Here is a 26,289-nt window from a genome sequence, read left to right as displayed (position 1 = left end):
CAAGAATATTTGCTGGACTACGACCGCGCAGAGATGAATAGCACATTCGCATCGGTCACCCCTTCCCCACCCTCTGGCCCATCAGGCAACAAGCGCTTCAAGTAACCAAGGAATGTCTACCGCATTGAAGGACTCAGAGTGATGTCAATTTCCATAGGGACTTTCTTCTACCCGTACCTAAAGTTTCTCCACGGCGCGGCCTACAACCTGCACCAGATCCTGGAGGGGCTTGGCGTCGTCTCATCGACCTTCAACGGGCGTAACGACGCCGGGCAAATCATCGGAACCTACTGGTCGCCCGATGAAGCGATGGTGAACACGCTTGGCTGTCTGATGATGCTGTCGCTGCTGCTGATTCCCTTGCTGGCAGCAGCCGCCTACACGGTGGGCAAGAAGCGAGGCGTGCTCATCTTCTTCGTACTCTTACTCCTACCGGGAGCGTTGAACTGCCTCGGCCTTTTTCCCAACATCAATTACCTGCCCATCCGTTACGCCATCAATGGCGTTGGGAAACTGGGCAGCGAGATCGGGCTGATCCCCCTGTTGATGCTTTGCGCCATCACCGGATGGGCCGTCATGGTGTTTATCTATGACAACCTCAACCTGACCGAACGCTTCCGTCAGATATACGATCACTTTTGGTTTCCACTGGCATTGGTCGCCGCGGTGTTCTTCGTGGCGGACAACGGCGCCAATGAAGACACCGCATTGCTGAAGGAGGCGACAGCGAGCATCCAGGAGGCCAGCGCGTTCCTGCTGAGCCAGATCAGGCGCTACGATGATTACTGCAGGGCGAATGGCCTGGATAGCCTGAAATCGTGCCAGTGGAGCAGCAACTCACAGTGGACCTTCACCCATATCAAGGAAGGTGAAGCCAGCTACTTCATGGATTTCGCACCGAACGACTCCAAAGGCTTCTACGCCGCGACGAGAAGAACCATAAGCGACGAGGATGTGATCGCCATCCGCAAAGAGATCAACGACTACAACCTACGGTTGTGCCCCGTGAAGCACTTTTCCAATGGCATGTCGCGCTCATCGCCACTCTCCAGCACCTGCGAGTACGTCCCCCGTGGCTTTTGCTTGAACAATCCTGATGGCCCACCCGGCCTTGCGGACAACAATATCAGCAGTCACACCGTAGCCTTGGCCAGCGAATGCATCGTTCCCTGGCTTGCGGGTGTCAAGCCCTCCTTGAAGCAGCAGTTGGCGCTGGTCGGCCAGCATGACAAAGCCAAGAATCACCGTTGGCTGTATTTCCTTGCTGTTGCTGTGGCGGTCGGAGCGAAGGTGGCCTTGGCGACTACCAAGCTGTGCTTGATTGATGCGCGGCCTGGGGTTGATAGGCGTCGGGTTTTGAGGGTTGCACGGCAGGGCTGGGGCAGTGCGTTCGTGTATTGAAGCGCATGCTGGTTGGTTTCGGCCAATTGACATGGTTCGCCGCTCTCCGGGTATCGAAGCTGCTTAAACGGGATTAGTACGGCGGGGCTAGCTTCTACCGGTAAATACACTGGGGGGCTGGGCGTTGTGTGCCAGGGTCAATCTAGGAGACAACGTGGACGGACAGCCAAGGAAAATAAATCCGTCCCGAATGGTACTTACTTAACCTTCTTCGGATGTCCATTCTTACTGACCTCGGCCCTTGCTGATCGACGTGTTTTCATCAGCATGGGTAAGGCTTGGGTCTTCGTTAGCGGCTCAATCCTTCCAGGAGACAAGAACAAGGGCAGTGTTCAGCCGGCGGAAAAACCTCTGAGGATGCCTGGGTATCACGGGCTAAAACCTAAGGAATACAAGCCTAACTGATTGTCTAATATAGTTTTTTTAATTGACAATTTTTCCTTTGAAGCAGGCCTTAACATCATAAGGCACCGGTTGGTGGGCTCGTCGACCGGCCTAATCCCGCAGAAAATGTTCCCAATTTGGTAACACCTTCTTGACATATCAACCCGGCAGCCGTAATTTGTTCCCAAAATGGGAACACGAATAAATCTATGAAACTGCTTGGATTACCGAAGCTAGCCTTAATAAAGGGTGAAAGCGATTTGATCGACAAATGGGTATCCAGTTGGGTGAGCGAAATGATGCATGCTAACTGGAAAACACCAGCGAATCTTATAGATCATTTTCCAGCAGTAATTATTACGGAAGACGAAAGTTATCTTTTCTCGATTTTAGAAACGGGAATAGCAATCAAACTACAGATAGCTTTTGCGCAAGGAATCGCAATCATCACAGAGTTAACGAAAAAATCATGATTACGACAACTGCAAAAATTATCAAAACAGAAAAACAATATTTTGAATATTTCGAAGAAGTTCAAGAACTTATTAACAAATCGCCAAATCTTGGAACAGACGAAAGCGAGCTACTGGAACTTCTCTCCGTACTAATTGAAAACTATGAATTACAGAAAAACCCTATAGAACCGCCAGACCCTATTGATGCCATTTTGTTTAGAATGAATGAAAAAGGACTACGCCAAGCCGATCTAGTTCGATATTTTGGAACGCGCAGCCGCGTGTCTGAAGTACTAGCTCGAAAAAGGCCGCTCACCGTGCCTATGATCAAAGCATTATCAATCGGACTGGGAATATCTGCTGAAGTCCTCATAGGACTAGAACAAATAGAGCAGAAAAAAGACAGTAACACAATCGACTGGTCAAAATTCCCAATTAAAGAAATGATTACGCGCGGCTGGATTAAAACTACCAGTGAGAAAACGAAGCAGTCTGCCGAAGAAATTGTAAAAACCTTCATAAAAAGTATGGGATTACAAACTGAAAATGCTGCTTTTAGGAGAACGCTGTCAGGTGATGCAATAACACAGACAACTACTTACACATTGCACGCATGGCTGGCAAGAGTCATTCAGAGATCAAGAGAAGATGCTAACTCCAGACCAAAATACAATGCCAACATCATAAATGACGCTTTTATAAAACGACTTACAAAGTTAAGCACTTCTAATTCCGGCCCAAAACTCGCCGTAGACCTTATAAAAGAGCAAGGCATTGCAGTAATAATAGAACCGCAACTTAAGGGCACCATGTTAGATGGCGCAGCACTAATGGACACAGATGGCACTCCGATAATAGCCCTAACGCTAAGATACGATCGCCTTGATAACTTCTGGTTTACATTAACACATGAACTGGCACACATATGGAAGCACATAAAAAGCCCAGACGAAGTTATTCTAGATGACCTAGAGCACTCGTCCGACGACAAAAGAGAAGCTGAAGCAAATAGAATTGCTCGCGACGCATTTATACCACGCTCACTTTGGCGAAGTAGCGACGCATATTTATCCCCCTCGAGAGAAAGCATTGTGAATTTTTCAAGAGAGCTGAAGATTCACCCTGCAATAGTAGCAGGAAGACTTAGAAAAGAAACTGGAAACTTTAACCAGTTCACAGATCTCATTGGTAATGGTGAAGTACGAAAACACTTTGAAAACACATAGGTAATAAAAATGAACGAGCACTACTATCCAGTTGTTAGAGCAAAAAAAGGTGAGTTTGACGCTTTCAAGAATCTGCCAAAAAGCGTTCTAAATCGCTGCACGCCGATTCTTGAAATTCCAAAAATGTCAGCTGACGACTATGCAAGAGCAAGCAAAAAGTCGACAACACCTCACGAGTACTGGCTGGATAATAGAGCCGATAAAATCGCGTCAATTTTTAAAGGCCATACCATCTTTTTGGACGCCTCACAGTGGCCCACCAATTTTACTACCGAGGGTGGCAGCCAGATTCTAGGCTTTATGCATTCTAGGCTTTCATCACTAGGCATAACAGTTTTTCCAGTAATCGGGTATGACAGATGGGAGTCAGTTCAATATCGACAGGGGGTTAAAAATATCTCTCTTGCTAAAACAGAGCATTTCTGTATACGTCTTGATGACATTGCGTTAGAAGATATGGCTGATGTTGATCACTTTGAAAATGTACTTGACGATATATCTACCACTATTGGATTGTCCAATGCGAACACACCAATAATCGTTGATATTGGAGACGTCACGAAGTTCTCAGTCTCGAAAATAACAGAAATAATGGAAGATGCTTATTTGACACTGAGCTCATTCGATTTCAAAAAAATCGTCGTCACAGCGAGTTCTATTCCAGATTCGATTGAAAAGGCTGTGAAAGATAGAGACTCATCAGATGTTGTTGACCGTAAGGAGATTCTTGCATGGAAAGGTTATATTTCAGCTAATCCCCAAGCGTCGTTGCGTTTTGGTGACTATGGGGTAAGGAACCCTCGCTCATCCGATGTTATTGCGCCTGATATGAATGTAAAGATCCGCTATACCATTGAAAATGGCTTCTTTATCGCTAGAGGTCACTCCGTGCGCGGAGCTGAAGGATATGCACAGAGCCAAACACTTTCCAAAGTAATAGTAGCTTCTAAGCATTACATTAATACTGAACCGCCGTTTAGCTGGGGAGATAAAAGGATTCTTGATTGCAGCAAAGAAATGTTTGTCGGCAACTCGACAGACTGGATTGCAATTGACACAAACCATCACATCAGAGCAGTTACCACAGAATTATTTGAGTTTGCTATGGAAATCGCTGCATCATCTGCAAGAACTATTAGAAAACCCAGCCCAAAAGTACAATAGCGCCGATGTCCCTCCAGAGAAAAACCGGCCACACTGGCCGGCACTGGAACACTACACGCCAACTCTGTCCATCTAAAAAAATGACTTTAACTCTATACATAGAGAATCAGAAACATTTAACTCAATCAACTTTTTAGCATCAAGATAGCGCTAACTAAAAATATTGATGCCACTGTATTTCCTGAAAGTGCGAGGCATAACGTTGCCACTTCAACAGCGCACAGATGCTAAACACGTGTAGATCGCCTAACTCCATAGCGTGAGATTGTTTTTAGAAACAAGACTCAAAATTTTAACTTAGCCAAAGCATAGTAAAAATAACCCAGCGACTCAGAGAAAGAGGGACAGACTAAAGAAAATAAATCTCGCCCCTTTCCCCAGACCCCAGTTTTTTTTACACAGCAGAACGTGATATAGAAGTGAGTCGGTATCGGCTTACAGTCGCGGGCGTACGCACCTGCCCTTAAAATACAAAACGCCCGATGCGATGCATCGGGCGCTGGGGTGACAACAACTATAACTGTATTCTAGAACTTGGCAGAAGAAAAAACTGCTCCCTTTTGCCGCTTAGATAGTAAACAGATCAACGGGGAGGACGGCTTTTATTTCCGGGCGCTGATTTTGGCTTCTCGTTAATATCACACACAATAAAACTCACAGAATCCTCAAGTTTCAGCCCAGATCGAATTGACTCGGGCCATTCCTGCATGGCTTGTTGAGCCTTTATCACTTGCTGTGCCAATACACTTGATTTTTTCATGTTCCTCGCTCCGTACTCAGCCTGCTGAGAGTTTAACACCTAGTTTCGCAAGAAGGTTTGGAATTTCACGACCGATTATCAGTTGCTCAAGCTGAAGGTAGGTGTCGATGTACCGCACGATACGGGGTTGATGCCCCATTTCTCGCCAGTCTACGGCCCTCCCATCGTCATCTTTACGAGGCCTACTCGGCTCGAAGATTTCTTGATACTGACGTGGAGCGATGCCTTGGAACGGCTCAAAATTTACCTGAGTTCTCGATGCGGTTGGAGCATCAATACTAATCGAGTCCTGATGTAGCTGTTTGGCTTTGCTCTTCGGATAAGGCTCAATATATACGACACGCCTGATACCGCTCGCCACAATATGCCGAGCACACATGTGACAGGGAAAGGTTGTGCAATACAGCGTCGCCCCAGCGACGGATACCCCTAAGCGCGCCGCGGACATAAGCGCAGCCATCTCAGCGTGGACGCTCCTCCCATACTCTAGGATATTCATTATCCTAGTATTCTTAAGTATTTTTTTGTCTGCCCCGGAAATCAAATTTTGTACAAGCGAACTAATATCTTGTTCTGTTGCCTTAGTGGAAAGCAAGCCACTTGTATTTAGGCGCTCAAGCATTTCGCCTAAAACCTGCACCCGCTCGTCTGCCATCGAGTCGACACCCTTTTGGAAATCACGGGCATCATCTTTATCCCCAGGCCAATACATATCTCCTCCAGACTTAGGGACGTCATTGCACCCTACCGCAATGATATCTCCCTCTGGCTTCAAGATAGCAGCGCCAACTTGTCGATTTAGATCTGCTGACCGCAGTGCGGCAGATCTGGCGTGATATATACCATGTTCGTCGCGTGAGGGGGTAAGAAAGGAATTCCCAAATATTAGTTGCAGAAAGCGACCTATTTGAAAGTCTATAGTTGATTTATTCCTTCCGTCGACAAACAGGTCAGCCAAGGGAAAAGCATCTTTTACATCTTGGCCAAGAGGAATGCTTTCTTCCTGTTCGTCCTTTTGAACTAACGCCTCGGCAATCGCACGAGGGTTAGTTCCAGCTCCAAACTGGGATCTACTTATTTTTTCAGATAAGGCGGTTACGCGGACATCGCGAGGCGAGTAGACAGAAATAAGAAAAAATCCTTTTCCGTACACCGCCCGGAGCATCTCAACCTCTTTAGGATGCTTCAAAGACCTCAAAATGAACGCCTGCCTTGAGGGCTTTCCACCGCTGTGGTCGTCTCGAAGTTGCCGGATCACGGCTAATCCTAGCATCGCTACTGCGGCACCCTCATCGCTTTCAACCCTGAGTCTCGTACCCGCGTCCATGAGCGCAGCTATGCGTTCAGCTTCAGGTTTCGAGTTATGAGAAGTATCAAAAAAGCTCTCTATCTGTTCGCTGAGCCTAACGACATGAGGAGTGTACTTGAGGCCATTAAGCTGGCTTTTCAATACCGCAATGACAGGGTCAAGGTTTACGCCAATCGGCCCTACTAGCCCGAAGACCAGCTCAGGGTCCTTTCTTGGAGTTAAAGAGGAGACCTCCACTTCCACGGATAAGTCCTGACGAGATTTTCGCCGATTTCGGTTTCTGCCTTCTGAGGATTTCCCGGCCATCTCATCACCCAAATCCTTGGTTTATCGGTCTGAAGGATGTGTCAAAGGAGAGCTGGATACCTAATGGTATGGCTCTCCAACAATTACATTAGCTAGTTTTTCTTAAATAACTTGCTTTCAGCAAAAAAAAAACACATCGACTAAAAATCACTCGACTCTGTGCTTGCAAATCTTGAAAGATGTATCAATTCACGGCCACCTTGGCCTCGTTTCGTCATTCGGGCCTTAAGGCCTTTTGTTCGAAACATCGTTAGGCACCTTTGACAATCGTCCCTTGAGCTTTGAAACATAAGATGCATGGAAAAAAAAAGGGGAGCATTTTGTCCCATAACGAAAACCGCTCCCCTATTGCTTCAGCCGCATCTCGTTCAACGAAAAAAGGCCTCGCACAGCAAGACCTTTTTCGTTGGGCTGCAAGCAGCTTGGGCTACCTCACCTCAACAATATCCAAAGCCCGATTCGCCAACAGCTCACTCACCTCAATCACCTGCAAAATCCCCATCGCAACCCGCCGACGCGATCCATCCAGATCAAACGCCAAGTCACTGATCATCGCGTTCGCCGAAGCCAGGTTCTCACTGAGATTCGCAAGCAAACACTCAGAATCCACACTCGGATCAATACGAAGAATAGAGTCGGTCTTGTCAGACGTTTCGCTCTTGGGCTTGGGTTTCAGGTAGTAATCCAACGCGCGAGTGGCCGCGTCATCGAGCTTTTTGTTGCGGGCAGACTGGGCACGTGATGTGGGTTCGTCTGTAGCTGGAGGATTTGGTGTAATTTTGACCATAGTCTTAGCTCTCTTTGGTTGAGGCTACTTCCCGCTCGCGACTAAACGATTGGGAGGCAGCTGTACGCAGGTTAGTCGACCGACGAGCTAAGAAATCGGCGCGCCCAAGGGCGCCCTGCGCACAGCCACCATCGAGTGCAGGGATGGGGAATACCTGACTGATGGACGCTTGAGCGCCTTAGCAACGACGGGCGACTAAACCCGATCACTGATGAGCAGTGACAGGTCCCAAACTACCGGCGCAGCCCAAGGCGGACAAGCCGGCGGATTCTGGCGTAGTTGTAGGCAAAGGCGCAAGGCGATGTGGGCTGGCAAGTTCTGATTGCCCGGTGTCTGTAGGCCTATTCCGACGCTGTTTCTCTTCGACAGGTAGGTCAGCACGGGAAAGGGGTCGGACAACGGAAATAGATAAATCTGCCCTCGTTGTCTCGAACATCAGGGCCACAAAAAAACACCAGCTTCCCTGGGAAACTTATCTATCTGTGCCGTCAGAAGGATCAATAAATGGTGCTAGGTAGAACGTCACGGTGTCTACGAGCAGGTCCACCAGTTCAGGGTCCATGTAACGGTAATCATCGGGAATATCCAGAACATGAAGCCGCTTGTGTTCAAGCAGCCTAGCGTACTCTGCCCGCAGCCGATGCTCGTGCTTGCGCTCCATCACAAAGATGACATCGGCCCAACGGATATCCGCTGGGCCGATAGGTTTGCGTGCGTTGGGGCTAGTGCCCGCCGAGCGAGCGCCGAAACCGGGACGGCGACGCCAGATCGCTTCCGCCGTAGGGCTACGCCATTGGTTGCGGCTGCAAACGAACAGGAGGTTAGTCACTCTTGATCCAACAATTGGCGAGTGGTGCAAATGGGATAGCTCATGCCGAGTTGGCGTGCCCTGTGCAGTTTGTCGGCACGGGTGTATATCAGCTTCCAGTTCTTTTCTGGCCTGGTTTCCTGCGGACGAACCGCTTCGTGCCTACCATCTTTACGGGACTGTGCCCGTCTCCAGCTACGGGTTCTTTCCATGGTCATTTCCTCGTGAGTACCGGGTTCAGCAGCCGCGGTAAAACGAGGTGGGAGATATGGTAAGCATTAATCGGGAAGGTGGCTAGACGCTGTAGTAGCCACCTCACATAACGAAAACCGCTCCCCTATTGTTTCAGCCGCATCTCGTTCAACGAAAAAGGCCTCGCACAGCAAGACCTTTTTCGTTGGGCTGCAAGCGGCTTGGGCTACCTCACCTCAACAATATCCAACGCCCGATTCGCCAACAGCTCACTCACCTCAATCACCTGCAAAATCCCCATCGCAACACGCCGCCTCGACCCATCCAGATCAAACGCCAAATCATTAATCATCGCGTTCGCCGAAGCCAGATTCTCACTGAGATTCGCAAGCAAACACTCAGAATCCACACTCGGATCAATCCGTAAAATGGAGTCGGTCTTGTCAGACGTTTCGCTCTTAGGTTTGGGTTTCAGGTAAAAATCCAACGCTCGTGTGGCAGCGTCATCGATTTTCTTGTTGCGGGCAGACTGAGCGCGGGAGACGTGTTCGTTCGTATCGGGAGGATTCGGAGTATCTTTTGCCATTATCTTGTTTCCTGTAGTTGGAGCCATCACCCGCTCGCGACTAAACGATGGGAGGCAGCTGTACGCAGGTTAGTCGACCGGGGAAACAAGAAACCGGCGCGTCCGAGGACGCCCTGCGCACAGCCACCATCAAGTGCAGGATGGGAATCCCGACTGGATGACGCCTTGCACAACCTGTTTCACCTTGGGCGACTAAACCCGATCACTGATGAGCAGTGACAGGTTCCAAACTACCAACGCAATCCAAGGCGAACAAGCCGGCGGATTCTGGCGTAGTTGTAGGCAAAGGCGCAAGGCGACGTCGGCTTGCGAGTTGCGGTTGCCCCATGACTGACAGCCCCATCTGACACTTCAATTTGTTCCGGCCCCTCATAGCCAGCCCTACCTGTTTTGAGGAAACCGGACTGACCACTTCAAGAAACCTCCTACATCGCGCCCCGCTCTTCCCACGTTAGCGTCTGTGCTGCATTTCAGCGGACGAGATTCACTACGTGGCGACACGCAAAAAAGACATCCCCCAGGTTCGAAACCCGCCCGGCGGCGACGGGCATCACCTCACTTATCGGGACATGAGCGCCAGCGAACTGGCCGAGCGCGACGGCCTACAGCAGGCTTATGAAGCCATGCTTGCCCGGCAATCCGCCTACGAACAAGCGCGCTGGGCGACGGTGGATGACAAGCCGTTGTCCAGCGTTACCGGATGTGTGTTTGCCAAGAGCTGCAAGCTGCCCAACGGCATCATCGATTACAGCAACCCCAACGGCTACGTCCCGGCGGATCTGGTCAAGCAGTACGGCGATCTCATGTGGCTCGGCGGTCGGAGCGCCGACCCATCCGGCGCGATCCCTCTCGAGCGGATCGGCGCTGGCGCGGTTCCCGTTACCTTGGGCCGACTCGCGCTGGGTGGTTCGGCAACTTCCGCGGCTGCCGCTGCGGGCGGCACCGTCGGCGCAGCATTGCTGACCGGCATCGTCGCCCTGCTCTGGCCGTCCAATCTGGGCGACAGCGCGTTTTACAGCGAAGACCAGCTACGCGACCTCAAGCAAGCCCGCAGCCGCATGCGCTTGAGCGTCGAGCAGCAGGCCGATGGCAGTCTCAAGGGGTATGGCTTCTATACCGGTCAGCATCCCGATTGGGAAATGGTTGATGTTGTTCAGTTCACGTCGCGAGCCGATCAGTTCGTTGCCGACTTGGGTGATGGCGTCGAACTGATCTGGACGCCGGCTACCAATCCGGCTGACACCCTCGGCATTCCTGCCCTGGAAGCTGCGCCACAGGCACCACCTATTTGGATCTACCCGCCGACGCCGATGGCCGACAGCATCATCGTCGACCCGATCTATCCGCCGGAGTACAAGGATTTCATTCTGGTGTTTCCGGCGGATTCGGGGGTTCGGCCGGTTTATGTTGTGGTGAGTACGGCCCATCATGACTACCACCCGAAACCAGCCTTTTTACCTGCATTTCCAACTGCGAAATGGGCGCCATCCAAAACCCGCATGAAAGGCGGAGGGTTGCGTCCTCGCTGGAAGGATAAAGAGAAATTCATATATGAATGGGACTTTCAGCATGGCGCCGTAGAAAAATATAACAAGCGAGGAAAGCACCTGGGCGAATTCGACCCTATTACGGGAGCCCAAACCAAACCAGCCAATCCAACGAGGTGGATAGAACCATGAAACACAAAATAATGGGCGTAATTGACGGTGACGACTTTGCCTCGTTCGAAAAAGAGCTCTGCATTGACACTCAAGCTCTAGCAAAAATAATGAACTGGACCAAAGAGGAAAGCTATTTTTACGATTATGAGTTGAGCACATCTCAAATTGCAGCATTGGAAGAAGCGTGCTCAATAAAGCTGCCCCGAAACCTGTTGCTTTTTTTAACCAGCAGCAACTAACCTCCATAAAGACATTAAAAGAGCAACATCATGCCTTGTTTCTCAATAACTGGCTTCTACCCAGACGACAAAAAGGACGATTCATTACAGTTTGAGATTTATATAGAGGACACCGAACAAAATGAAGCGTTGGCGCAAATAACTGAAGCCAAACCCTTCAACGAAATTGAACCAGGAGAACTGGAGATAACAGACGAACAACTTACAGAGATAGAAAAGATTTTAGGGACAAAATTTCCTGCGGGACTGGAGTATTACATCGGAACTTGCGCCGACTAGCCCTCAACAGAAACCGGGAGAAAAGCCGTATGGGACTAAAATTAAGACTTGATTGGTACGACAAAAAAACCGAATTGGGTGAAGGCAAAGAATATTCGAACGACATGGGAGATGATGCATCAGTAATCTCGGCGATGAATCTGGAAAGTGAACCAGAAATATATGACGGAGGCTTTGATGTGCGCGCCGAATGGATACCGATCCTCCAGCCCTTTTTTGACCACCCAATCGAATCAGAAATATTCGACTATCAAATTGCATTTCGGTACAGAACCAATTGGTAAAACCAGTGCCACACACAAGACCAACATCTTGGAAAGCCCAATAACTGGCGAGCAAACTAAACCCGACGTCCCGACAAGGAAAGCTGAGAAGTGAAGCCCATCGTTGAAATTTTTCACGTAACCACTGAAGAGTTGATAAAAACCGTAGAGATCCCAATCGCCTATATGGACCAGTTGGCCGCACTTATGGGCTGGACAAAGCCTGAAGATTTTTGTTTTGTCTATGATCTGTTACCACAGCAGATAAAAACGATAGAAGAGTGGACTCACACAACAATTCATGGCGATAACTTCATCATTCAAATCGTTTGCCTTGAATCAGCTGAGGTAAATCCATGCGCTATTTCTTAATAACAGGCTTCTATCCAGACAACAAGAAAGACGATTCACTGCAGTTTAAGACTTGCATTAAAAACGCCGAGCAAAACGAAGCGCTAGCCCGGATAACTGAAGCAAAACCATTCAACGCTGTTGAACCAGGAGAGCTGGAGATAACGGAAGATCAACTCAAAAAAATAGAAAAAATTCTCGATATAAAATTCCCTGCCGGACTGGAATATTTCATCGGAACTCGTGCCGATGCTCCCTCAACCAAAACCAGATCACAAAGCTGAGAGAGCCAATGGGACTAAAACTAAGGCTTGAATGGTATAACAAGCAAACCGAATCCTACGAGGGTGAGGATTATTCCGAAGACTTGGGTGATGACGGCTCTGTCATTGAAGCCCTAGGGATTCCAATCGAAAACAACATAAATAACGGAGGCTTTAATGTCCCACAAGAATGGATAAAAATTCTCCAACCTTATTTTCAGCATTCAATTGATTCGCCCACCTACATCTATCAGGTCTCCTTCGATTATCGAGACAGCTGGTAGCCACGGGGCGAGTGTTCGATAAAAGGGGAATGCAAATTCACGCCACATACCGGGCCCGGCTAAAAAACAGTGCCGCGCCGATACCAATAGCACTGGTTGAGGCGATCCCCAGATCAAAACCGGAGATGAAAGACGGCAGCATAAAAATACTCGCAAATCCCAGGACAACCAGGGCAATGCCTAGCCATTTCCTGAGGCCGTAGGATTTCATATAGAAGAACAACAACAGAAACACTGCGTATGCCAAGGCGTACAGGCCATATTCGTTCATAGTCTTAGCCACCTTGAGCCTTGATGATCATGGAGGATCCAGAGTGTTGCGGACCTATGCCACCACTTACCTGTGCATCGAAGCTCACGATGACATCACCGGCGTGATAGGTCGGCAATTTGCCCAACGTGAACTCGCGGACTGCCCATCCCACAGGGATGACCGCTCCGGGAACGAACTTGCCGGCCGCTGCCGCGAAAACTCCGCTGGTGAGGTTGGCGATACTCGTTCGTTGAGCGTTGAGTAGATCACCCTGTTGCCGGGTCAAGGGTTTTGAAATCCCGACCATCATTTGGCAGGGTAGATCCTTGGCGAGCATTTTGTCGTAAAGCTCCACTACCCGGTTGCTCACTTCGTAGTGGGCGGTTTTCGCTTCGCCAAAGTGCAGTGTTCTGAGGCTACCCCGCTCATCGGCTGACAGGGTGAAGCGCGATACGCTGAAGACAATTCCATGGCTGCCAGAAAACTGACCGTTTTCAAACTTCAATGCTCGCATCCTTATCGAGTCTGGGAAGGCGGGGATTTTGTCTTAGCTGGTGCGCTTTTCGCAAATGGTAAACACGGGGCGCCGCTCAATGGCCCGGATCAGCTACGTGGCTACGAACGAGAGAGGTCTCGTTGCCAAGACCTCTCTGGAGCGGAGGGCAAACGCCTCGCCTACCTCACCTCAACAATATCCAAAGCCCGATTCGCCAACAGCTCACTCACCTCAATCACCTGCAAAATCCCCATCGCAACCCGCCGCCGCGCCCCATCCAGGTCAAACGCCAAATCACTGATCATGGCATTCGCCGAAGCCAGATTCTCACTGAGATTCGCAAGCAAACACTCAGAATCCACACTCGGATCAATCCGAAAAATGGAGTCGGTCTTGTCAGACGTTTCGCCCTTAGGCTTGGGTTTCAGATAAAAATCCAACGCTCGCGTAGCAGCGTCGTCGATTTTCTTGTTGCGAGCAGACTGAGCACGGGAGACATGCTCGTTCGTATCAGGAGGGTTCGGAGTCTCTTTTGCCATCGTCTTGCTTCCTGTAGTTGGAGCCATCACCCGCTCGCTGCTAAACGATGGGAGGCAGCTGTACGCAGGTTAGCAGACCGGGGAAACAAGAAACCGGCGCGTCCGGGGACGCCCTGCGCACAGCCACCATCAAGTGCAGGAGGGAGACTCCTGACTGGATGACGCCTTGCACAACCTGTTTCACCACGAGCTGCTAAACCCGATCACTGATGAGCAGTGACAGGTCCCAAACTACCGACGCAGCCCCAGGCGCACAAGCCGGCGGATTCTGGCGTAGTTGTAGGCAAAGGCGCAAGGCGCTGTGGCTTGGCGGGCCTTGTCGCTAGTGTCTGTCGGTCTTTACTGACAGGACGTCACTCGACTGGTCCGAGCAGGTGTCCGATGCCGTTCAATTGAGGCTGTCGAAAGATCTGTGGCAAGGCGCTCATGGAAGGGGGCTGCTGCGCAGCCCAGCGGGAGCAAGCTCCCTCGCCACGGGGTTTGGTGTTTACCCAGTGAGCAACGTGGTGCTAGGCGTCTTCGCCCTTCTCTGCCGATTCAGCGCTGTGCACCACCACCAACAACTGCGCCTGAACATCCCCCACCGAGCGCAGGCGATGGGGTTTTTGCGCGTTGAAATGCAACGCATCGCCGCGATTCAACACGACGCGCTCGTTCATGAAGTCCACTTCCACCTGGCCTTCGTGAACGAACAGGAACTCCTCGCCCGTGTGTTCCTTGAACGCATGATGCGCGGCGAATTCGGCCGGGGGGTAGAGGATGAAGGGCAGCAAGGTTCGCTCGGAAACCTGGTGAGCCAACACGGCGTATTCAGCACTGCCAGGGTTCGCCGCCAGGGATTGGCGGTCTTCACAGCGCACCAGGCTGTAGCTGTCGAGCGAGACGTTTTCCTCGGAGAACAACTCCTCGACTTTCACGTTCAACGCCTTGGACAGCTTGAGCGCCGTGGCGATGGAGGGCGTGCTCAGACCCCGTTCCACCTTGGACAGGTAGCTCTTGGTCATCCCGGTTTTTTCAGCCAGGACGTCCAGCGTCACACCGAGTTTTTTTCTGAGCAATTTCAAGCGAATGGACATAGGTAACCCACATTTCCAGGGAAACGGACAATCTGCGATTGCAAATGACACTTTGTGTCATATAGTCTATTTAGTGTCATTAGCACCTCCATCCCACCGCTTCCATGACGCGGATCAAGAACGGTCAAAGAACGAATCAGGAGAACTGACATGAGCAAGACACTGACGACGCCCAAGGACCAATTGGTCCAGCATGCTGTAAACCAGATGCAGAAATCACTGCCGGATAATACGTGGACTGTGCGACAAAAGCTGGCCCTGACCTGTCGCATCTTGTTCGAGAACGGTCACGACTCCGGCCTCGCCGGGCAGATTACCGCACGCGGGCCGCAACCTGGCACTTACTACACCCAGCAACTGGGCCTGGGGTTTGACGAGATCACCGCCGGCAACCTGCTGTTGATCAACGAAGACCTTGAGATCCTGGAAGGCCACGGCATTCCCAACCCGGCCAACCGGTTTCACACCTGGGTCTACCGCGCCCGGCCGGATGTGAATTGCATCATCCATACCCACCCGACCCACATCGCCGCGCTGTCGATGCTGGAAGTGCCGCTGCAGATTTCCCACATGGACCTCTGCCCGTTGTACGAGGACTGCGCGTTTCTGGAAGGCTGGCCGGGCGTGCCCGTGGGCAACGAGGAAGGCGAATTGATCGCCGGCGCCCTGGGTGACAAGCGAGCGATTCTGCTTTCCCACCACGGTCAATTGTCCACCGGCGAGACCGTGGAAGAAGCCTGCAACATCGCCCAATTGATCGAGCGCGCCGCGAAGCTGCAATTGCTCGCTATGGCCGCCGGCGAGGTGAAGCCGATCCTGCCGCACCTGGGCCGTGAAGCTCACGACTGGATCGCCCGTCCCAAGCGTCACGCGGCCGCCTTCAACTACTACGCCCGGCAGAACCTGCGCCAACACGCCGATTGCCTGAACTGAACCCAATAGGAGCGACGCCATGTCTACCCCCAACATCCACGGCATCATCGGTTACACCATCACGCCCTTCTCCGCCGACGGCCAAGGCTTGGACCTGGACGCCTTGGGGCGGTCCATCGACCGCCTGATCGACAGCGGCGTGCATGCCATCGCGCCCTTGGGCAGCACCGGCGAAGGCGCCTACCTGAGCGACGCGGAGTGGGACCAGGTCAGCGAGTTCAGCATCGCCCGCGTTGCCGGCCGGGTGCCGACCGTGGTCAGCGTGTCTGACTTGACCACCGCCAAAGCGGTGCGCCGCGCACGTTTTGCCCAGGATCACGGTGCCGATGTGGTGATGGTCTTGCCGGCTTCCTATTGGAAACTGAGCGAGGCGGAGATCCTCAGGCACTACCAGACCATCGGCGCCAGCATCGACGTGCCGATCATGCTTTACAACAACCCGGCCACCAGCGGCATCGACATGTCCGTGGACTTGATCCTGCGAATTTTCAACGCGGTAGATAACGTCACCATGGTCAAGGAAAGCACCGGCGACATCCAGCGCATGCACAAGCTGCAACTGCTGGGCGAAGGCCAGGTGCCGTTCTACAACGGCTGCAACCCACTGGCGCTGGAAGCTTTCGCGGCCGGTGCCAAGGGCTGGTGCACCGCCGCGCCGAACCTCATCCCGCAACTCAATCTCGACCTGTACGCGGCAGTGTTGGCCAACGACCTGAGCAAAGCCCGGGCGCTGTTCTATCGTCAATTGCCACTGCTGGATTTCATCCTCAAGGGCGGCTTGCCCGCTACCATCAAGGCAGGTCTGCGCACCCTCGGCCTGGAGGTCGGCGACCCGCGCTTGCCGGTGTTTCCGCTCGACGAGTCGGGGAATGACCGGTTGCAAGCGATGCTGAAGCAACTGCTCTGATTCGCCCTGCCCTGCGGCCCGGCGGGGGGCAACTCAAAACGTCAACCTGTCGGTCGCTTCACTTCATTCTCAAACTGTAAAACGGCGAGGCGTGAGATGGACACCTATAAACCGCTGCACTGCGACCTGCACGACTATCTGGAGATTGCCTGCCTGTGCGGCTACACGCTGGACATCGAGCTGACTGACGGCCAACGCGTGACGGCTCGGGCGATTACCACGCGGACGGCTTCCACGCGGGAAGAGTTTCTTGAGGTCGAAACGGCGGACGGTCGTCAGGAGATTCGTCTTGATCGTTTATTGGCGATTACGCCGTTGGATAAGAACGCCAGGTTTGGGCGGGTTGTGTTGACGGTGGGTGACCAGGTTAGTCAGTGAAATGGATCTGCTGACTGACGCACCGCTATCGCGAGCAGGCTCGCTCCCACAAGGGACTGTTGCGCCTGGGACTCAACGGGCATCCAGTTATTCTCGTGGCTAGGTAGCTTGCTCCTGCCGGGCTGCGCAGCATCCCTAATCATTCAGGCAGTAGTGGGGCAGAGGCTTTGTTTCATCAAGCTATTTGCGAGGTCCTTTTGCTTTCAGCTTTTGTCACTTTCTTGCCCTTGTGCTCAGACTCCCATCCTTTACAGGCCAGGGCCACATGCTTGGGAATCATTGAGGTCCCACTGCTGTAAGCGGTAATGGTGCGACGGGTAAAGCCCAGCTCCTGCGCGGCGGTGGTCAACGAGAGTTTGTTGGCAGCCATCCAGCGTTTGAAGGCCTGGGTCGGCATCACCTCACCGGCTTGCTCCAGCGCCAACCGATGCAAAGTGACGGCCGCCAGTTCCAAGCCATCCCCCCAGCTCACATCGAAGCCCCATTCTCCCACTTGGGCGGTGCCGAACAACGACAGGTCTTCCAGGGGCTTGAGCACCGGGAATTGTCGGATGTACTCCCGCAGGTCAACGTCGTAGCGCTTACCGTTGGCAAACTCCACCTGCAAGGCATGTTTGCCGGGGACAGGCTTCACGCTGCTGATTCTGGCTTTGCTGATCATGGGTCAGCTCCTCCGATTCTGTTCGTTCCACACACGCTGCAGGTCAGCCGTATGTTCTGCCGCCCACGCCAAGGCTGCTTTCAGGGATTTAGAGTTGGCCCCTTTACCAAGCACCTTGAGCCCGTCGATCTCTACCAGTGACTCACCATCGGGCGTTTGCACATGAAAATGCGGCGGCGCGTGATCGTCCGGGTAGATTTTTATTTTCCAGTTACGGTCGCTGTGTACGGTAGCCATGCCAGGCATGCTAGGGAATTTTTTTCTCTAGCACAAGGTCAGGCGTCAGATGCTGAGCGTGACCCCTTCTCCCGCTAAAGCGCGATTAGCAGTCGTTCGTCACGGTGATTAATGATCAAGACTTTCCATCACCTTCTCCGAACAATCCCCTCCCCTTTTCGCACGCCCAAGAACTCAAGAAAAAACGCCCACTCGAATTTCCTAGGCGCACGCACAAACGCATCAGCCACCTTATCGATTCCGGCTCTCGCTCCCTCTGCGCTGTCATACGTCAGCGCGCAGAACGTTCCATCTGGAAAGAAGACGCTGTAATCATAGCGAGGCCCCACCCAAACCCCATCGACCCATCGGCCGCCCACCGGGCTTTTGTTGATCACGCAGCCTTTGTAGTTTTCTAGGAATTCCATATCGCACCTCACGAAATCAAGCACCCGTGATAGCGCGACGCGTTTCGAGCGAAATCTCGCGATATCCCCCTCAGGATACGGCCCTCGAAAATTCTCGCGCACCTGTAGGAAATGACAGTAATTAATAACAACTAGCCACATGTACGCAGCCGTTAATTCTGTTTGGCTATAAACCCCTCAAAAATTCTTTCCACTCCATCCCTTCCCGCAAAACTTCCATCCGCTCCAGCAAACGCCCCTCCCACTCCCCGTCTCGATAATGCCCGCTTCACTCACCCAAGCGCTGCAACCGAGCACCCGTGTACCTCCCATGAACCTACGCACCTTCATTCGCAGCTACTGCCTCAACGCCAGGCTCGCCACGAATGCCCTGACCCGCCTGCAGAAATCCCTCTCCTCCCTGGCCGCCTACTTGGCCCAGCAAGGCTTCGATTCCAACCTATGGCCGGCCACCCGTGACGAAGCCGCGCTAGACCCTCGTATCAACACCCTCTGCCCAGAGCTGGCGACCACCGTATTCAGCCACGCCCGCGAGGGCATCATCCTCGTCGACCCCTACGGTCGGGTCATCGCCGTCAACGAAGCCTTCACCCGCCTCACCGGTTACAGCCAGGAAGAGGTGCAGGGCCGCGAGTTGAATGCCCATCGCATGGTCCGCCGCCTCACCGCTTTTTACGCGCCGATGAAGAATGCCTTGGACTTCCACGGCCACTGGTCCGGCGAGATCCAAAGCAACCACAAGGACGGCCGGGAGATGACGTCGCGGATCAGCATCAGCGCGGTGCATGACCGGCACGGCAATGTTCAGCACTACGTGGCGCTGCTTGGCGATATGACGCAGATGAAGCAGCGCCTGCAGTTGCTGGAGCGCGATGCGCGGTATGACGCGCTCACGCAGTTGCCCAATCGGTTGTTGTTGGCCGAGCGGATGCGGCAAGCATTGGGCAAGGCGCGGATTCATCAGCAGAAGGTGGCGATTGCGTTTATTGACCTGGATGGGTTCAAGGCGTTGAACGACAGTTATGGTCATGACTGGGGGGATCGGGTGTTGCAGATTGTCGCGGCGCGGATCAATGCGACGTTGCGTGAGGGCGATACGTTGGCGCGCCTTGGGGGTGATGAGTTTGTCGCCGGGCTGGTGGGTTTGCAGGCGGTGGAAGACAGCGAGCCGTTGCTCAAGCGGATGCTGGCGGCGGCGAATGCGCCGATTTTGATTGGGGCGCAGACGGTGGAGATCGCGGCGAGTATCGGGGTGGCGTTTTACCCTGAGCATGGGCAGGAGATCGATGGGCTGATCAGTAAGGCGGATCAGGCGATGTATCTGTCGAAGAAGGCCGGGGGTAATCGCTTGGCGTTTTGTCCGACGCGGTTTATTTCGCTCAATAGCGAAGCCTGACGGTGGTGCCGACGGTGCGTTCGCTGCCGGTCATGACGCCGTAGTCGCCGGCGCCGAGCAATGAGTAGACGGCGGTGATGTAGTTGCGGTCGAACACATTGCGCACCCAGCCTTCCACTTCCCAGGCGCGGTCCTGGCTGCGCAGGCCCAGGCGCAGGTTGGTGAGGCCGTAGCTGGGTTGATAGCTGCCTTCGCCGCCTTCGAGGGTGCCGTAGTAGCCGGTGCGGAAGCTGTAGTCGATGCCGCTGAAGGCTTCCAGGCCGTAGGGCAGCGGGTGGGTGTGGTCTAGGCCGCTGCTGAGGTTCCATTCCGGGGCGTTGTAGAGGCGCTCGCCGCTGAGGTCGCAGGTCCATTGGCCCGAGGCGGGCGGGCACGGGGCGTTGGGGAAACTGCGGTAGCGGGCGTCGCTCCAGGCCACGCCCAGGCGGCCGGTGAGTCGGGGGGTGAATTGCCAGGCGGAATCGAGTTCGATGCCGCGCAGGCGGACTTTGCCGACGTTGATCAGGTTGTCCCGCAGGGGAGGCGCGAACAGCGAGGTGGGCGGGCTGTAGGTCAGTGCTTGGTAGTCGTCGACGTCGGTCTGGTAGGCGGCGAGGTTGAGCAAGGCGCGTTGATCCCAGAACCGCGTCTTCATGCCCACTTCCAGGGACGTGGCGCGCTCCGGCTCGAAGGTCGGCGCGGTGAACGGACCGATCACGTCGAAGTTGATGCCGCCGGCCTTGTAGCCTCGCGACCAACTGACGTAGCCCATCACCCCGTCGGTGAAGCGGTAGCTGGCGCTGAGCAGGCCGGAGACGTTGTCTTCTTTGATCGAGTCTTCGCGGTAATAAGCACGGCCGAGGGCGATGTCGCGCAGCAGTTGGCCACCGGCCTGGAACACCGGGGGCAAACCCGTCAGCGGAGCGAGGTTGCTGACGTCGCGGGAGACCCAGCCGTCCTTGCGCTCCTGGCTGTAGCGCAGGCCACCGGTGAATTCCAACAGGTCGATCGGGCGCCAGGAGAGCTGGCCGAAAATAGCGCGGCTGTCGCCCTTCTGTTCGCCGTCGTAACGTTGCCGGGCGCCATCGAGCAGCACCGAAGGCACCTGCCTCGGATCGGCGAGGCTGACGCCGAAGATTTTTTGCAGTGCCTCCAGTTGGTCACCGACGAACCAGGGCGCCGCGTCCGGGCCGAACTCGGCGTCGATCTGCCGGTCGAGTTGTTGGCGCAGGTAATAGAGCCCGGCGACGTAATCGACGGACGAGCCGGCGCTGCCGGACAGCCGCCATTCCTGGCTGAACTGCAGATGACCGAGCTCGGTTTCGGACTCGGCCACCGACAGCGCGGTGCTGTCGCCGTCGCGGCTGGCGCGGTAGTCCCAGTCGCGGTAGGCGGTGATGCTGGTGAAACGCATGGCTTCGTCCAGGTCCCAATTCAATTCCAGCGACACACCGTTTTGCAGGGTTCGCGGGCGCCCCGGCGCGTCGATGCGGTTTTCCCGTCGGTAAGGGTCGGGCTCCGCCAGCGGATAGCCAAGGAATTTGGCGCGTTTGCGGGTTTGCTCGCTGTAGTGATTGACCAGCAGGACGTTGCCGGCGTCGTTCTGCTCGGCGTAGTCGGCGATCAGGCGGGCGCTGAAGTCGCTGTTCGGCGTCCACAGCAATTGGCCGCGCAGGCCTTGGCTGTCGGAGTCGCCGAGGCGGCTGCCGTCTTGCAGGTTCTCCACGGCGCCTTCGCTGGCGCCGTCGAACACGTTGAGTCGCCCGGCCAGTACGTCGTCTTGCAGCGGCCCGGAAAGCGTCCCGCGATATTCCCGCAGACCGCGCTCACCGTAAGTCGCTTCGAGATTGGCTTCGGGCTGGAAGGTCGGTTGGCGGGTGATGATGTTCAACGCGCCGGCGGTGGTGTTCTTGCCGAACAAGGTGCCTTGGGGCCCGCGCAGGACTTCGATGCGTTCGATGTCCATCAACTCGGTGAACGCCATGCCCTGGCGCGCCTGGTAAACACCGTCGACGTAGGTGCCGACGCTGCCTTCCAGGCCATCGTTGTAGGCGGTGGCGCCGAAGCCGCGCAGGCCGAAGCCGGCGTAACGGGCATCGTGACCGGAGACCACCAGGCCCGGAACCCGTTGCTGGATGTCTTGCAGCCGATGCAGGCCGGCTTCGTCCAGTTGATCGCCGTAGAGGACGTTGATCGGGATCGGCACGTCTTGCGGGTCTTCCTCGCGGCGACGAGCGGTGACGGTGGTTTCGTCGAGCGTCAGGGCGCTGGGCGCCTCTTGCGCGGCATGGGCCGATGCCCAGGGCAACGCGAAGAGGCCGCCGAGCAAGAGCAGCCGATAACCCAGACCCGGCATGCTAGAACTCCCGGGCCATTTCGCGATGCTCCGTGTCCGGGCAAACCAGTGTATTGATCCGTGCCAGCAGTTCGCGGCTGTCGGCGGGCTTGAGCAGTGCCGCGTCGAAGGCCAGGTCTTGCGGGTAACCTTCCGGCCTGCGTGGCGGGATCGCTGAATACAGCATCACGGGCAGCTCGTGCCCATGGTCGCGCACGTGTCGCAGCAGTTCCCAACCGTCCATGCCGGGCATCATCTGGTCGCTGATCAGCAGGTCGACCGGTTGATCAGCCAGGCAGGCCAAGGCGTCTTTGCCGTTCGCCGCGATGCTGACGTCGAAGCCGTAGCCGGCCAGCAGGTCGTAGAGCCACTCAGTGTTTTGTTCGATGTCGTCCACCAGCAGTACGTGTTTGCCCTGGCCATCGAGCGGCGTGAAGTTGTTGTCGACGATGCCATTCTCCAGGTCGTGTTCCTGGGCGCATTTGAGTTGCAGGCGAAAACTGAAGTGGCTGCCCTGCCCGGTGGCCTGGGGTTCGAGGCGGCTGTCCATGCGTTCCAGCAATTGGGTGACGATGGACAGGCCCAGGCCGCTGCCCTCGAAGCGCTGGGCATTGCGGCCGCGGCGGAAGGGTTGCAGCAGGTGTTCGAATTCTTGCGGGTCGATGCCGATGCCACTGTCGATCACGCTGAAGCGCAGCTCGACGGTGTCGGCGCTCGCTCCGGGGCCTGCGCTCACTTCGAAACGGATCTGGCCGTTGCGGGTGAATTTCGCCGCGTTCGCCAGGAGGTTCATGAGGATCTGCCGGAGGCGTTTGAAATCGGCCTCCACCAGCGGCGGCAGGTCATCCGCCAGCACGGCTTCAAACGTGTTGCCCTGGCGGGCGGCGAGAAAGCCTGCCTCGTCTGCGATCTCCTGCAGGAAGCCGTACAAATAGTCCGGCGCAAGGGTCAGTTGCATCTGCTCGAGTTCGCCACGGGAGAACTCGAGCATCTCGTCGATCAGTTCCAGTTGCTGGCGGGCGTTGCGCTCGATGGTGGCTTGATAGTCGCGATTGGGCCCGGCGTGGAGCAGGCGCGCGTAGTCGATGATGCGCACCAGCGGCGAGCGCAGGTCGTGGCTGATGCGCGCCATCAATGCACTGCGGGCCGCGAGGGAGTCGCGCAGCTGCGAGGTGCGCAGGGCCACGGTGCTTTCCAGGCGTTCGTGCTCGGCTTGGCGTTGTTGTTCGAGGGTGGACAGGGCGTGTTTTTCACGGTTGCGGCTGCGGGCGACTTCCATGATCAAAGTGCACACCAGAAACGCCACGCCCGGCAAGGTGGACGACAGGCTGTATTTGCTTTCCGGCGTTTGCCAGGGCAGTTGTTCTTGCGGGAAGAAAATCCGCATCAGCAGTTGCCCAAGCAGTAGCGCCGGAACCAGCCAGGCCATCCAGTTGTAGCTCAGGCGTGCGCGCCAGGCCATGAACAGCGTGGCGAGCAGTACGCCATAGAAACTCATGAGGGAGAACTGGACTATGTGCGCGCCCTGGACCGGATCGATCTTCAGCCACCAGAGTCGGCCGAAGACACAGCCCAGCAGCGGCACCCAATAGCTCCAGCCAATGATCCTGGGCAGTTGGGATACCTGCAACAGCACGCGGAAATAAGCCAGGAACAAGACGAACGAGAGCGCGCTGGCGCAGGTCAGCAGCTCCCGTGTCCAGCCCAGCGCCGAGGGCCAGTAGATCAAGTAACCGTTGAGGATGCAGGTGAGCAAGATGTAGCTGAGTACCGCACCGGCATTCACCGTCAGGAGTGGGGAGCGGAGGATCCAGCCAACGATGAAGCCGAACGGCACGACCAGCAGGACAATGCCGAGGGAGAGCCCGTCGCTCAAATAGGTCTGTTGCTGACTGCGCAGCAGCGCCGGCTCGGACCACAGTTCCGGCTCCAGCAACATCTGGAAGTTGCTCGCCACCCGGACAAATACCGTGGTGCTCTCCCCTGTCGCCAACGACACCCGGAACGCCGGCTGACGCGCCGCCGGTTGCGGCCATTCGGCCAGGGGATAGGCGGCTCCGGCGTGGGCGACACGCCCCGGTCGGTAGACACGGATGTCTTCCAGGCGCGGCGCGCCGACCACCAGCAAGCGCGAACACGCCGCAGCGCCTGAGTTGGTCAGTTGTAGTTTCAGCCAGAAGGCGGAGCGGCTGTAACCCTGTGTCGGCCAGCCTGGGGTCGCGGCCTTGAAATCGGTGTCAGGCCGTTGGGCGATTTGTTCCAGGCTCAGGTGTGCCTGGGTGTCCTCGACAATCTGCGCCACCGGCATCAGGTTCAGATAGTCGGTGCGGCAGATATCCACAGGCGCCGCACGCGCCAGGCCTGTGGATAACAACGCTATCGTCAGCCATAAAAACTGTAGAAGCCGCATCACGCGCGTCCGGCCGACTCGGTTTCGGCAATGCCCAGGGCTTGCTGGCGAAACTGGCTGGGCGTCATGCCGATTCGCTGGCGGAAGGCGGTGGTGAAGTTGCAGGCGTTGCGAAAACCCACCAGTTCGGCGACGTCCTGCACGCTCATGGCGCTTTCGCAGAGCAAGTCCTGGCCGCGCCGCAGTCGGGCGTCGCGAATGTAGGCAAACACGGTCATTCCCAGGTGCTCGCGAAAAATCGCGGTGAGGCGCTTTTCGTGAGTGCCGACTTTTTGCGCGAGCAGGCCCAGGGACGGCATGTCGTCCAACTGGTTTTCTATCAGTCGCATCGCCGCACGCAGCACGATCTCATCGCCTTGCGGCTCCGGATCGGCGGGGGTCTCATGAACGGCCGGTGGCGCGCGCCAGGTCAATTGCAGGTGGATCTTGATGCGCGCCAGCACTTCTTCGGGGGCGCAGGATTTGGGGATGTAGTCCACCGCGCCCACGGTCAGCCCTTCCAGGCGTTCAATGGCGCTGTTGGCCGATGACAGAAACAGGATGGGGGTGTGCCGGGTCGACGGTGCCTCGCGCAACAGCCGGCACAGGCTGAAACCGTTCATGTGCGGCATGTGTACGTCCAACACGATCAAATCCGGACGCAAGGCCAGCGCGCGGTGATAGCCCTGGTGGGCATCACTGGCCAGGGAAATGCGCCAGGGTTGCGCCTTGAGCAGGACAAGCGTTGCGCGGATATCCTCCGGGACATCGTCGATCAGCAGAATATGCGGCGATTCGGACGCCGCCGCCGCGCTTGCGTCCATAGCCGTGCGCCTTTCGTATCGTCCGTCGTCCATTCGCTACGTTCTCTTAATCGTGCGTTTGCCAATTAATTGCCGGAAAGCAACGGTATCGCAACGCAAAAATCGATGGATCGGTAAAAATCGTTACACCAATAGCGGCAGGTCCGGCGAAGACTTGAAGATGCCGAATTGTCCATGACCGCTATGCTGAGGCGATCCTACTCCGACAGGCAGGCTTTGATGATCCAATGCAAACGCGCCTATGAAACCGCCAGCGCCGAGGATGGCGTACGGGTTTTGGTGGACCGCTTGTGGCCGCGTAATTGTCCCAAGGACGCGCTGGCGATTGCTGAGTGGTTGCCGGAGGTTGGGCCTTCCCATGAGTTACGCAAGGCATTCAAGGCGGGGGCGGTTTCGTTTGCCGAGTTCGGCGTGGCGTATCGGCGGGAGCTGGCGGCGCGGCCGGAGCATTGGTGGAAGCTGGTGGATGTGGCACAGGGTGGGATGCTGACGTTGGTGTATGCGGCCAAGTCGCCGGTTGAGAACAATGCGGTGGTATTGGCGCAGTGGTTGGAGGATGAGCTGGAGAAGCGGGCCGAGGGGAATTCGCCGGTTTGTTATTTAGGTGATTTTCCAGAATTTTGAAAATACCTGTGGGAGCGAGCTTGCTCGCGATGGCGGTCAACCAGTCGCCATCGATGTTGCCTGGCCTGCCACTATCACGAGCAAGCTCGCTCCCACAGTGGTCTGCGCCCGGCCAGTCGACCGTTCCCCACGCTTCT

General features: G+C 55.1%; 32 protein-coding genes. 16 read left to right on the top strand and 16 right to left on the bottom strand.

The window, feature by feature from the left end:
• Positions 1-141: 141 nt before the first annotated feature.
• From ACLH0I_RS05840 to ACLH0I_RS05825, 4 genes are all read left to right on the top strand, one after another.
• Positions 142-1,401 (top strand): hypothetical protein, encoded by a 1,260-nt coding sequence (locus tag ACLH0I_RS05840; protein ID WP_411386545.1) that lies wholly within the window; start codon positions 142-144, stop codon positions 1,399-1,401.
• Positions 1,402-1,994: 593 nt separating this feature from the next.
• Positions 1,995-2,258: a hypothetical protein gene (locus ACLH0I_RS05835; RefSeq protein ID WP_411386544.1), complete on the top strand. Its 264-nt coding sequence runs from the start codon at positions 1,995-1,997 to the stop codon at positions 2,256-2,258.
• Positions 2,255-3,466, top strand: coding sequence for an ImmA/IrrE family metallo-endopeptidase (locus ACLH0I_RS05830; protein ID WP_411386543.1), 1,212 nt, complete (start codon positions 2,255-2,257; stop codon positions 3,464-3,466). Before ACLH0I_RS05835 ends, ACLH0I_RS05830 begins: the two co-directional genes overlap by 4 nt.
• A gap of 9 nt (positions 3,467-3,475) precedes the next feature.
• Positions 3,476-4,630, top strand: a complete 1,155-nt coding sequence (locus tag ACLH0I_RS05825) for a beta family protein (protein WP_411386542.1) — start codon at positions 3,476-3,478, stop codon at positions 4,628-4,630.
• Positions 4,631-5,213: 583 nt separating this feature from the next.
• Here ACLH0I_RS05825 and ACLH0I_RS05820 read toward each other — a convergent pair.
• The 6 genes from ACLH0I_RS05820 to ACLH0I_RS05795 all read right to left on the bottom strand — a co-directional run bounded on the left by ACLH0I_RS05820 (position 5,214) and on the right by ACLH0I_RS05795 (position 9,378).
• Positions 5,214-5,390 carry a hypothetical protein gene (locus ACLH0I_RS05820; protein WP_411386541.1) on the bottom strand — a complete coding sequence of 59 codons (177 nt, stop codon included), beginning with the start codon at positions 5,388-5,390 and terminating at the stop codon, positions 5,214-5,216.
• A 16-nt stretch (positions 5,391-5,406) separates the two neighbouring features.
• Entirely contained in the window at positions 5,407-6,942 is a 1,536-nt protein-coding gene (locus ACLH0I_RS05815) for an anti-phage dCTP deaminase (protein WP_411386540.1), read from the bottom strand.
• Between the two features lie 490 nt (positions 6,943-7,432).
• A complete protein-coding gene (locus ACLH0I_RS05810; RefSeq protein ID WP_411386539.1) occupies positions 7,433-7,792 on the bottom strand; it encodes a DUF6124 family protein in 360 nt (119 codons plus the stop codon).
• Positions 7,793-8,264: 472 nt separating this feature from the next.
• Positions 8,265-8,621 carry a low molecular weight protein tyrosine phosphatase family protein gene (locus tag ACLH0I_RS05805; RefSeq protein WP_411386538.1) on the bottom strand — a complete coding sequence of 119 codons (357 nt, stop codon included), beginning with the start codon at positions 8,619-8,621 and terminating at the stop codon, positions 8,265-8,267.
• A complete protein-coding gene (locus ACLH0I_RS05800; RefSeq protein WP_411386537.1) occupies positions 8,618-8,812 on the bottom strand; it encodes a hypothetical protein in 195 nt (64 codons plus the stop codon). The genes ACLH0I_RS05805 and ACLH0I_RS05800 overlap by 4 nt, the downstream gene beginning before the upstream one ends.
• Positions 8,813-9,018: 206 nt before the next feature.
• Positions 9,019-9,378, bottom strand: a complete 360-nt coding sequence (locus tag ACLH0I_RS05795) for a DUF6124 family protein (RefSeq protein ID WP_411386536.1) — start codon at positions 9,376-9,378, stop codon at positions 9,019-9,021.
• Positions 9,379-9,869: 491 nt separating this feature from the next.
• On the opposite strand from ACLH0I_RS05795, the gene ACLH0I_RS05790 reads away from it, so the two are divergent.
• The 7 genes from ACLH0I_RS05790 (at position 9,870) to ACLH0I_RS05760 (ending at position 12,718) form a co-directional block, all read left to right on the top strand.
• On the top strand, positions 9,870-11,057 hold the full coding sequence (locus ACLH0I_RS05790; RefSeq protein ID WP_411386535.1) for a colicin E3/pyocin S6 family cytotoxin: 1,188 nt from the start codon (positions 9,870-9,872) through the stop codon (positions 11,055-11,057).
• Positions 11,054-11,278: a hypothetical protein gene (locus ACLH0I_RS05785; RefSeq protein ID WP_411386534.1), complete on the top strand. Its 225-nt coding sequence runs from the start codon at positions 11,054-11,056 to the stop codon at positions 11,276-11,278. Before ACLH0I_RS05790 ends, ACLH0I_RS05785 begins: the two co-directional genes overlap by 4 nt.
• Positions 11,279-11,308: 30 nt before the next feature.
• Positions 11,309-11,557 (top strand): pyocin S6 family toxin immunity protein, encoded by a 249-nt coding sequence (locus ACLH0I_RS05780; RefSeq protein WP_411386533.1) that lies wholly within the window; start codon positions 11,309-11,311, stop codon positions 11,555-11,557.
• A gap of 29 nt (positions 11,558-11,586) precedes the next feature.
• On the top strand, positions 11,587-11,841 hold the full coding sequence (locus ACLH0I_RS05775; protein WP_411386532.1) for a colicin E3-like toxin immunity protein: 255 nt from the start codon (positions 11,587-11,589) through the stop codon (positions 11,839-11,841).
• A 90-nt stretch (positions 11,842-11,931) separates the two neighbouring features.
• Positions 11,932-12,192, top strand: a complete 261-nt coding sequence (locus tag ACLH0I_RS05770) for a hypothetical protein (RefSeq protein ID WP_411386531.1) — start codon at positions 11,932-11,934, stop codon at positions 12,190-12,192.
• The gene (locus tag ACLH0I_RS05765) at positions 12,177-12,455 is read left to right on the top strand and encodes a pyocin S6 family toxin immunity protein (protein ID WP_411386530.1); all 279 of its coding nucleotides are present in this window, start codon (positions 12,177-12,179) and stop codon (positions 12,453-12,455) included. Before ACLH0I_RS05770 ends, ACLH0I_RS05765 begins: the two co-directional genes overlap by 16 nt.
• 8 nt (positions 12,456-12,463) lie before the next feature.
• Positions 12,464-12,718 carry a colicin E3-like toxin immunity protein gene (locus ACLH0I_RS05760; protein ID WP_053118600.1) on the top strand — a complete coding sequence of 85 codons (255 nt, stop codon included), beginning with the start codon at positions 12,464-12,466 and terminating at the stop codon, positions 12,716-12,718.
• 37 nt (positions 12,719-12,755) lie between these two features.
• Here ACLH0I_RS05760 and ACLH0I_RS05755 read toward each other — a convergent pair whose 3' ends face one another.
• The 4 genes from ACLH0I_RS05755 to ACLH0I_RS05740 all read right to left on the bottom strand — a co-directional run bounded on the left by ACLH0I_RS05755 (position 12,756) and on the right by ACLH0I_RS05740 (position 15,082).
• Positions 12,756-12,989: a hypothetical protein gene (locus ACLH0I_RS05755; RefSeq protein WP_053118599.1), complete on the bottom strand. Its 234-nt coding sequence runs from the start codon at positions 12,987-12,989 to the stop codon at positions 12,756-12,758.
• A 4-nt stretch (positions 12,990-12,993) separates the two neighbouring features.
• On the bottom strand, positions 12,994-13,476 hold the full coding sequence (locus tag ACLH0I_RS05750; RefSeq protein WP_053118597.1) for a hypothetical protein: 483 nt from the start codon (positions 13,474-13,476) through the stop codon (positions 12,994-12,996).
• 170 nt (positions 13,477-13,646) lie between these two features.
• The gene (locus tag ACLH0I_RS05745) at positions 13,647-14,006 is read right to left on the bottom strand and encodes a DUF6124 family protein (RefSeq protein WP_411386529.1); all 360 of its coding nucleotides are present in this window, start codon (positions 14,004-14,006) and stop codon (positions 13,647-13,649) included.
• Between the two features lie 509 nt (positions 14,007-14,515).
• The gene (locus ACLH0I_RS05740) at positions 14,516-15,082 is read right to left on the bottom strand and encodes a helix-turn-helix domain-containing protein (RefSeq protein WP_186705385.1); all 567 of its coding nucleotides are present in this window, start codon (positions 15,080-15,082) and stop codon (positions 14,516-14,518) included.
• A gap of 150 nt (positions 15,083-15,232) precedes the next feature.
• Between ACLH0I_RS05740 and ACLH0I_RS05735 the strand changes: the two genes are divergently transcribed.
• The 3 genes from ACLH0I_RS05735 to ACLH0I_RS05725 all read left to right on the top strand — a co-directional run bounded on the left by ACLH0I_RS05735 (position 15,233) and on the right by ACLH0I_RS05725 (position 17,300).
• Entirely contained in the window at positions 15,233-16,015 is a 783-nt protein-coding gene (locus ACLH0I_RS05735; RefSeq protein ID WP_411386528.1) for an aldolase, read from the top strand.
• A 19-nt stretch (positions 16,016-16,034) separates the two neighbouring features.
• Complete coding sequence (locus tag ACLH0I_RS05730; protein ID WP_411386527.1) at positions 16,035-16,922, top strand: dihydrodipicolinate synthase family protein; 888 nt, start codon at positions 16,035-16,037, stop codon at positions 16,920-16,922.
• 96 nt (positions 16,923-17,018) lie between these two features.
• Entirely contained in the window at positions 17,019-17,300 is a 282-nt protein-coding gene (locus ACLH0I_RS05725; protein ID WP_411386526.1) for a Rho-binding antiterminator, read from the top strand.
• Between the two features lie 175 nt (positions 17,301-17,475).
• Here ACLH0I_RS05725 and ACLH0I_RS05720 read toward each other — a convergent pair whose 3' ends face one another.
• From ACLH0I_RS05720 to ACLH0I_RS05710, 3 genes are all read right to left on the bottom strand, one after another.
• Positions 17,476-17,961, bottom strand: coding sequence for a DUF2442 domain-containing protein (locus ACLH0I_RS05720; protein ID WP_411386525.1), 486 nt, complete (start codon positions 17,959-17,961; stop codon positions 17,476-17,478).
• A gap of 3 nt (positions 17,962-17,964) precedes the next feature.
• Positions 17,965-18,198 carry a DUF4160 domain-containing protein gene (locus ACLH0I_RS05715; protein ID WP_250965270.1) on the bottom strand — a complete coding sequence of 78 codons (234 nt, stop codon included), beginning with the start codon at positions 18,196-18,198 and terminating at the stop codon, positions 17,965-17,967.
• Between the two features lie 128 nt (positions 18,199-18,326).
• Positions 18,327-18,605, bottom strand: a complete 279-nt coding sequence (locus ACLH0I_RS05710; protein WP_411386524.1) for a hypothetical protein — start codon at positions 18,603-18,605, stop codon at positions 18,327-18,329.
• 310 nt (positions 18,606-18,915) lie between these two features.
• Here ACLH0I_RS05710 and ACLH0I_RS05705 point away from each other — a divergent pair, with 310 nt between their 5' ends.
• Complete coding sequence (locus ACLH0I_RS05705; RefSeq protein WP_411386523.1) at positions 18,916-20,001, top strand: diguanylate cyclase domain-containing protein; 1,086 nt, start codon at positions 18,916-18,918, stop codon at positions 19,999-20,001.
• On the opposite strand, the gene ACLH0I_RS05700 is transcribed toward ACLH0I_RS05705, so the two are convergent.
• Genes ACLH0I_RS05700 through ACLH0I_RS05690 form a run of 3 tightly spaced genes read right to left on the bottom strand, consistent with a single transcriptional unit; the run spans position 19,985 to position 25,528 of the window.
• Complete coding sequence (locus ACLH0I_RS05700; protein ID WP_411386522.1) at positions 19,985-22,336, bottom strand: TonB-dependent receptor; 2,352 nt, start codon at positions 22,334-22,336, stop codon at positions 19,985-19,987. The genes ACLH0I_RS05705 and ACLH0I_RS05700 overlap by 17 nt on opposite strands.
• Before the next feature lies 1 nt (position 22,337).
• Complete coding sequence (locus ACLH0I_RS05695; RefSeq protein ID WP_411386521.1) at positions 22,338-24,725, bottom strand: 7TM-DISM domain-containing protein; 2,388 nt, start codon at positions 24,723-24,725, stop codon at positions 22,338-22,340.
• Complete coding sequence (locus ACLH0I_RS05690; RefSeq protein WP_411386520.1) at positions 24,725-25,528, bottom strand: helix-turn-helix domain-containing protein; 804 nt, start codon at positions 25,526-25,528, stop codon at positions 24,725-24,727. Before ACLH0I_RS05690 ends, ACLH0I_RS05695 begins: the two co-directional genes overlap by 1 nt.
• A gap of 219 nt (positions 25,529-25,747) precedes the next feature.
• On the opposite strand from ACLH0I_RS05690, the gene ACLH0I_RS05685 reads away from it, so the two are divergent.
• Positions 25,748-26,152, top strand: a complete 405-nt coding sequence (locus ACLH0I_RS05685; RefSeq protein WP_411387465.1) for a DUF488 domain-containing protein — start codon at positions 25,748-25,750, stop codon at positions 26,150-26,152.
• Positions 26,153-26,289: the final 137 nt, after the last annotated feature.

It is taken from the genome of Pseudomonas sp. MPB03 (assembly GCF_046605385.1).
Taxonomy (GTDB): Bacteria; Pseudomonadota; Gammaproteobacteria; order Pseudomonadales; family Pseudomonadaceae; genus Aquipseudomonas; species Aquipseudomonas zanjanensis.
Note: the sequence above shows the minus strand (reverse complement) of the source record. Positions and strands in the feature narration are given on the sequence as shown.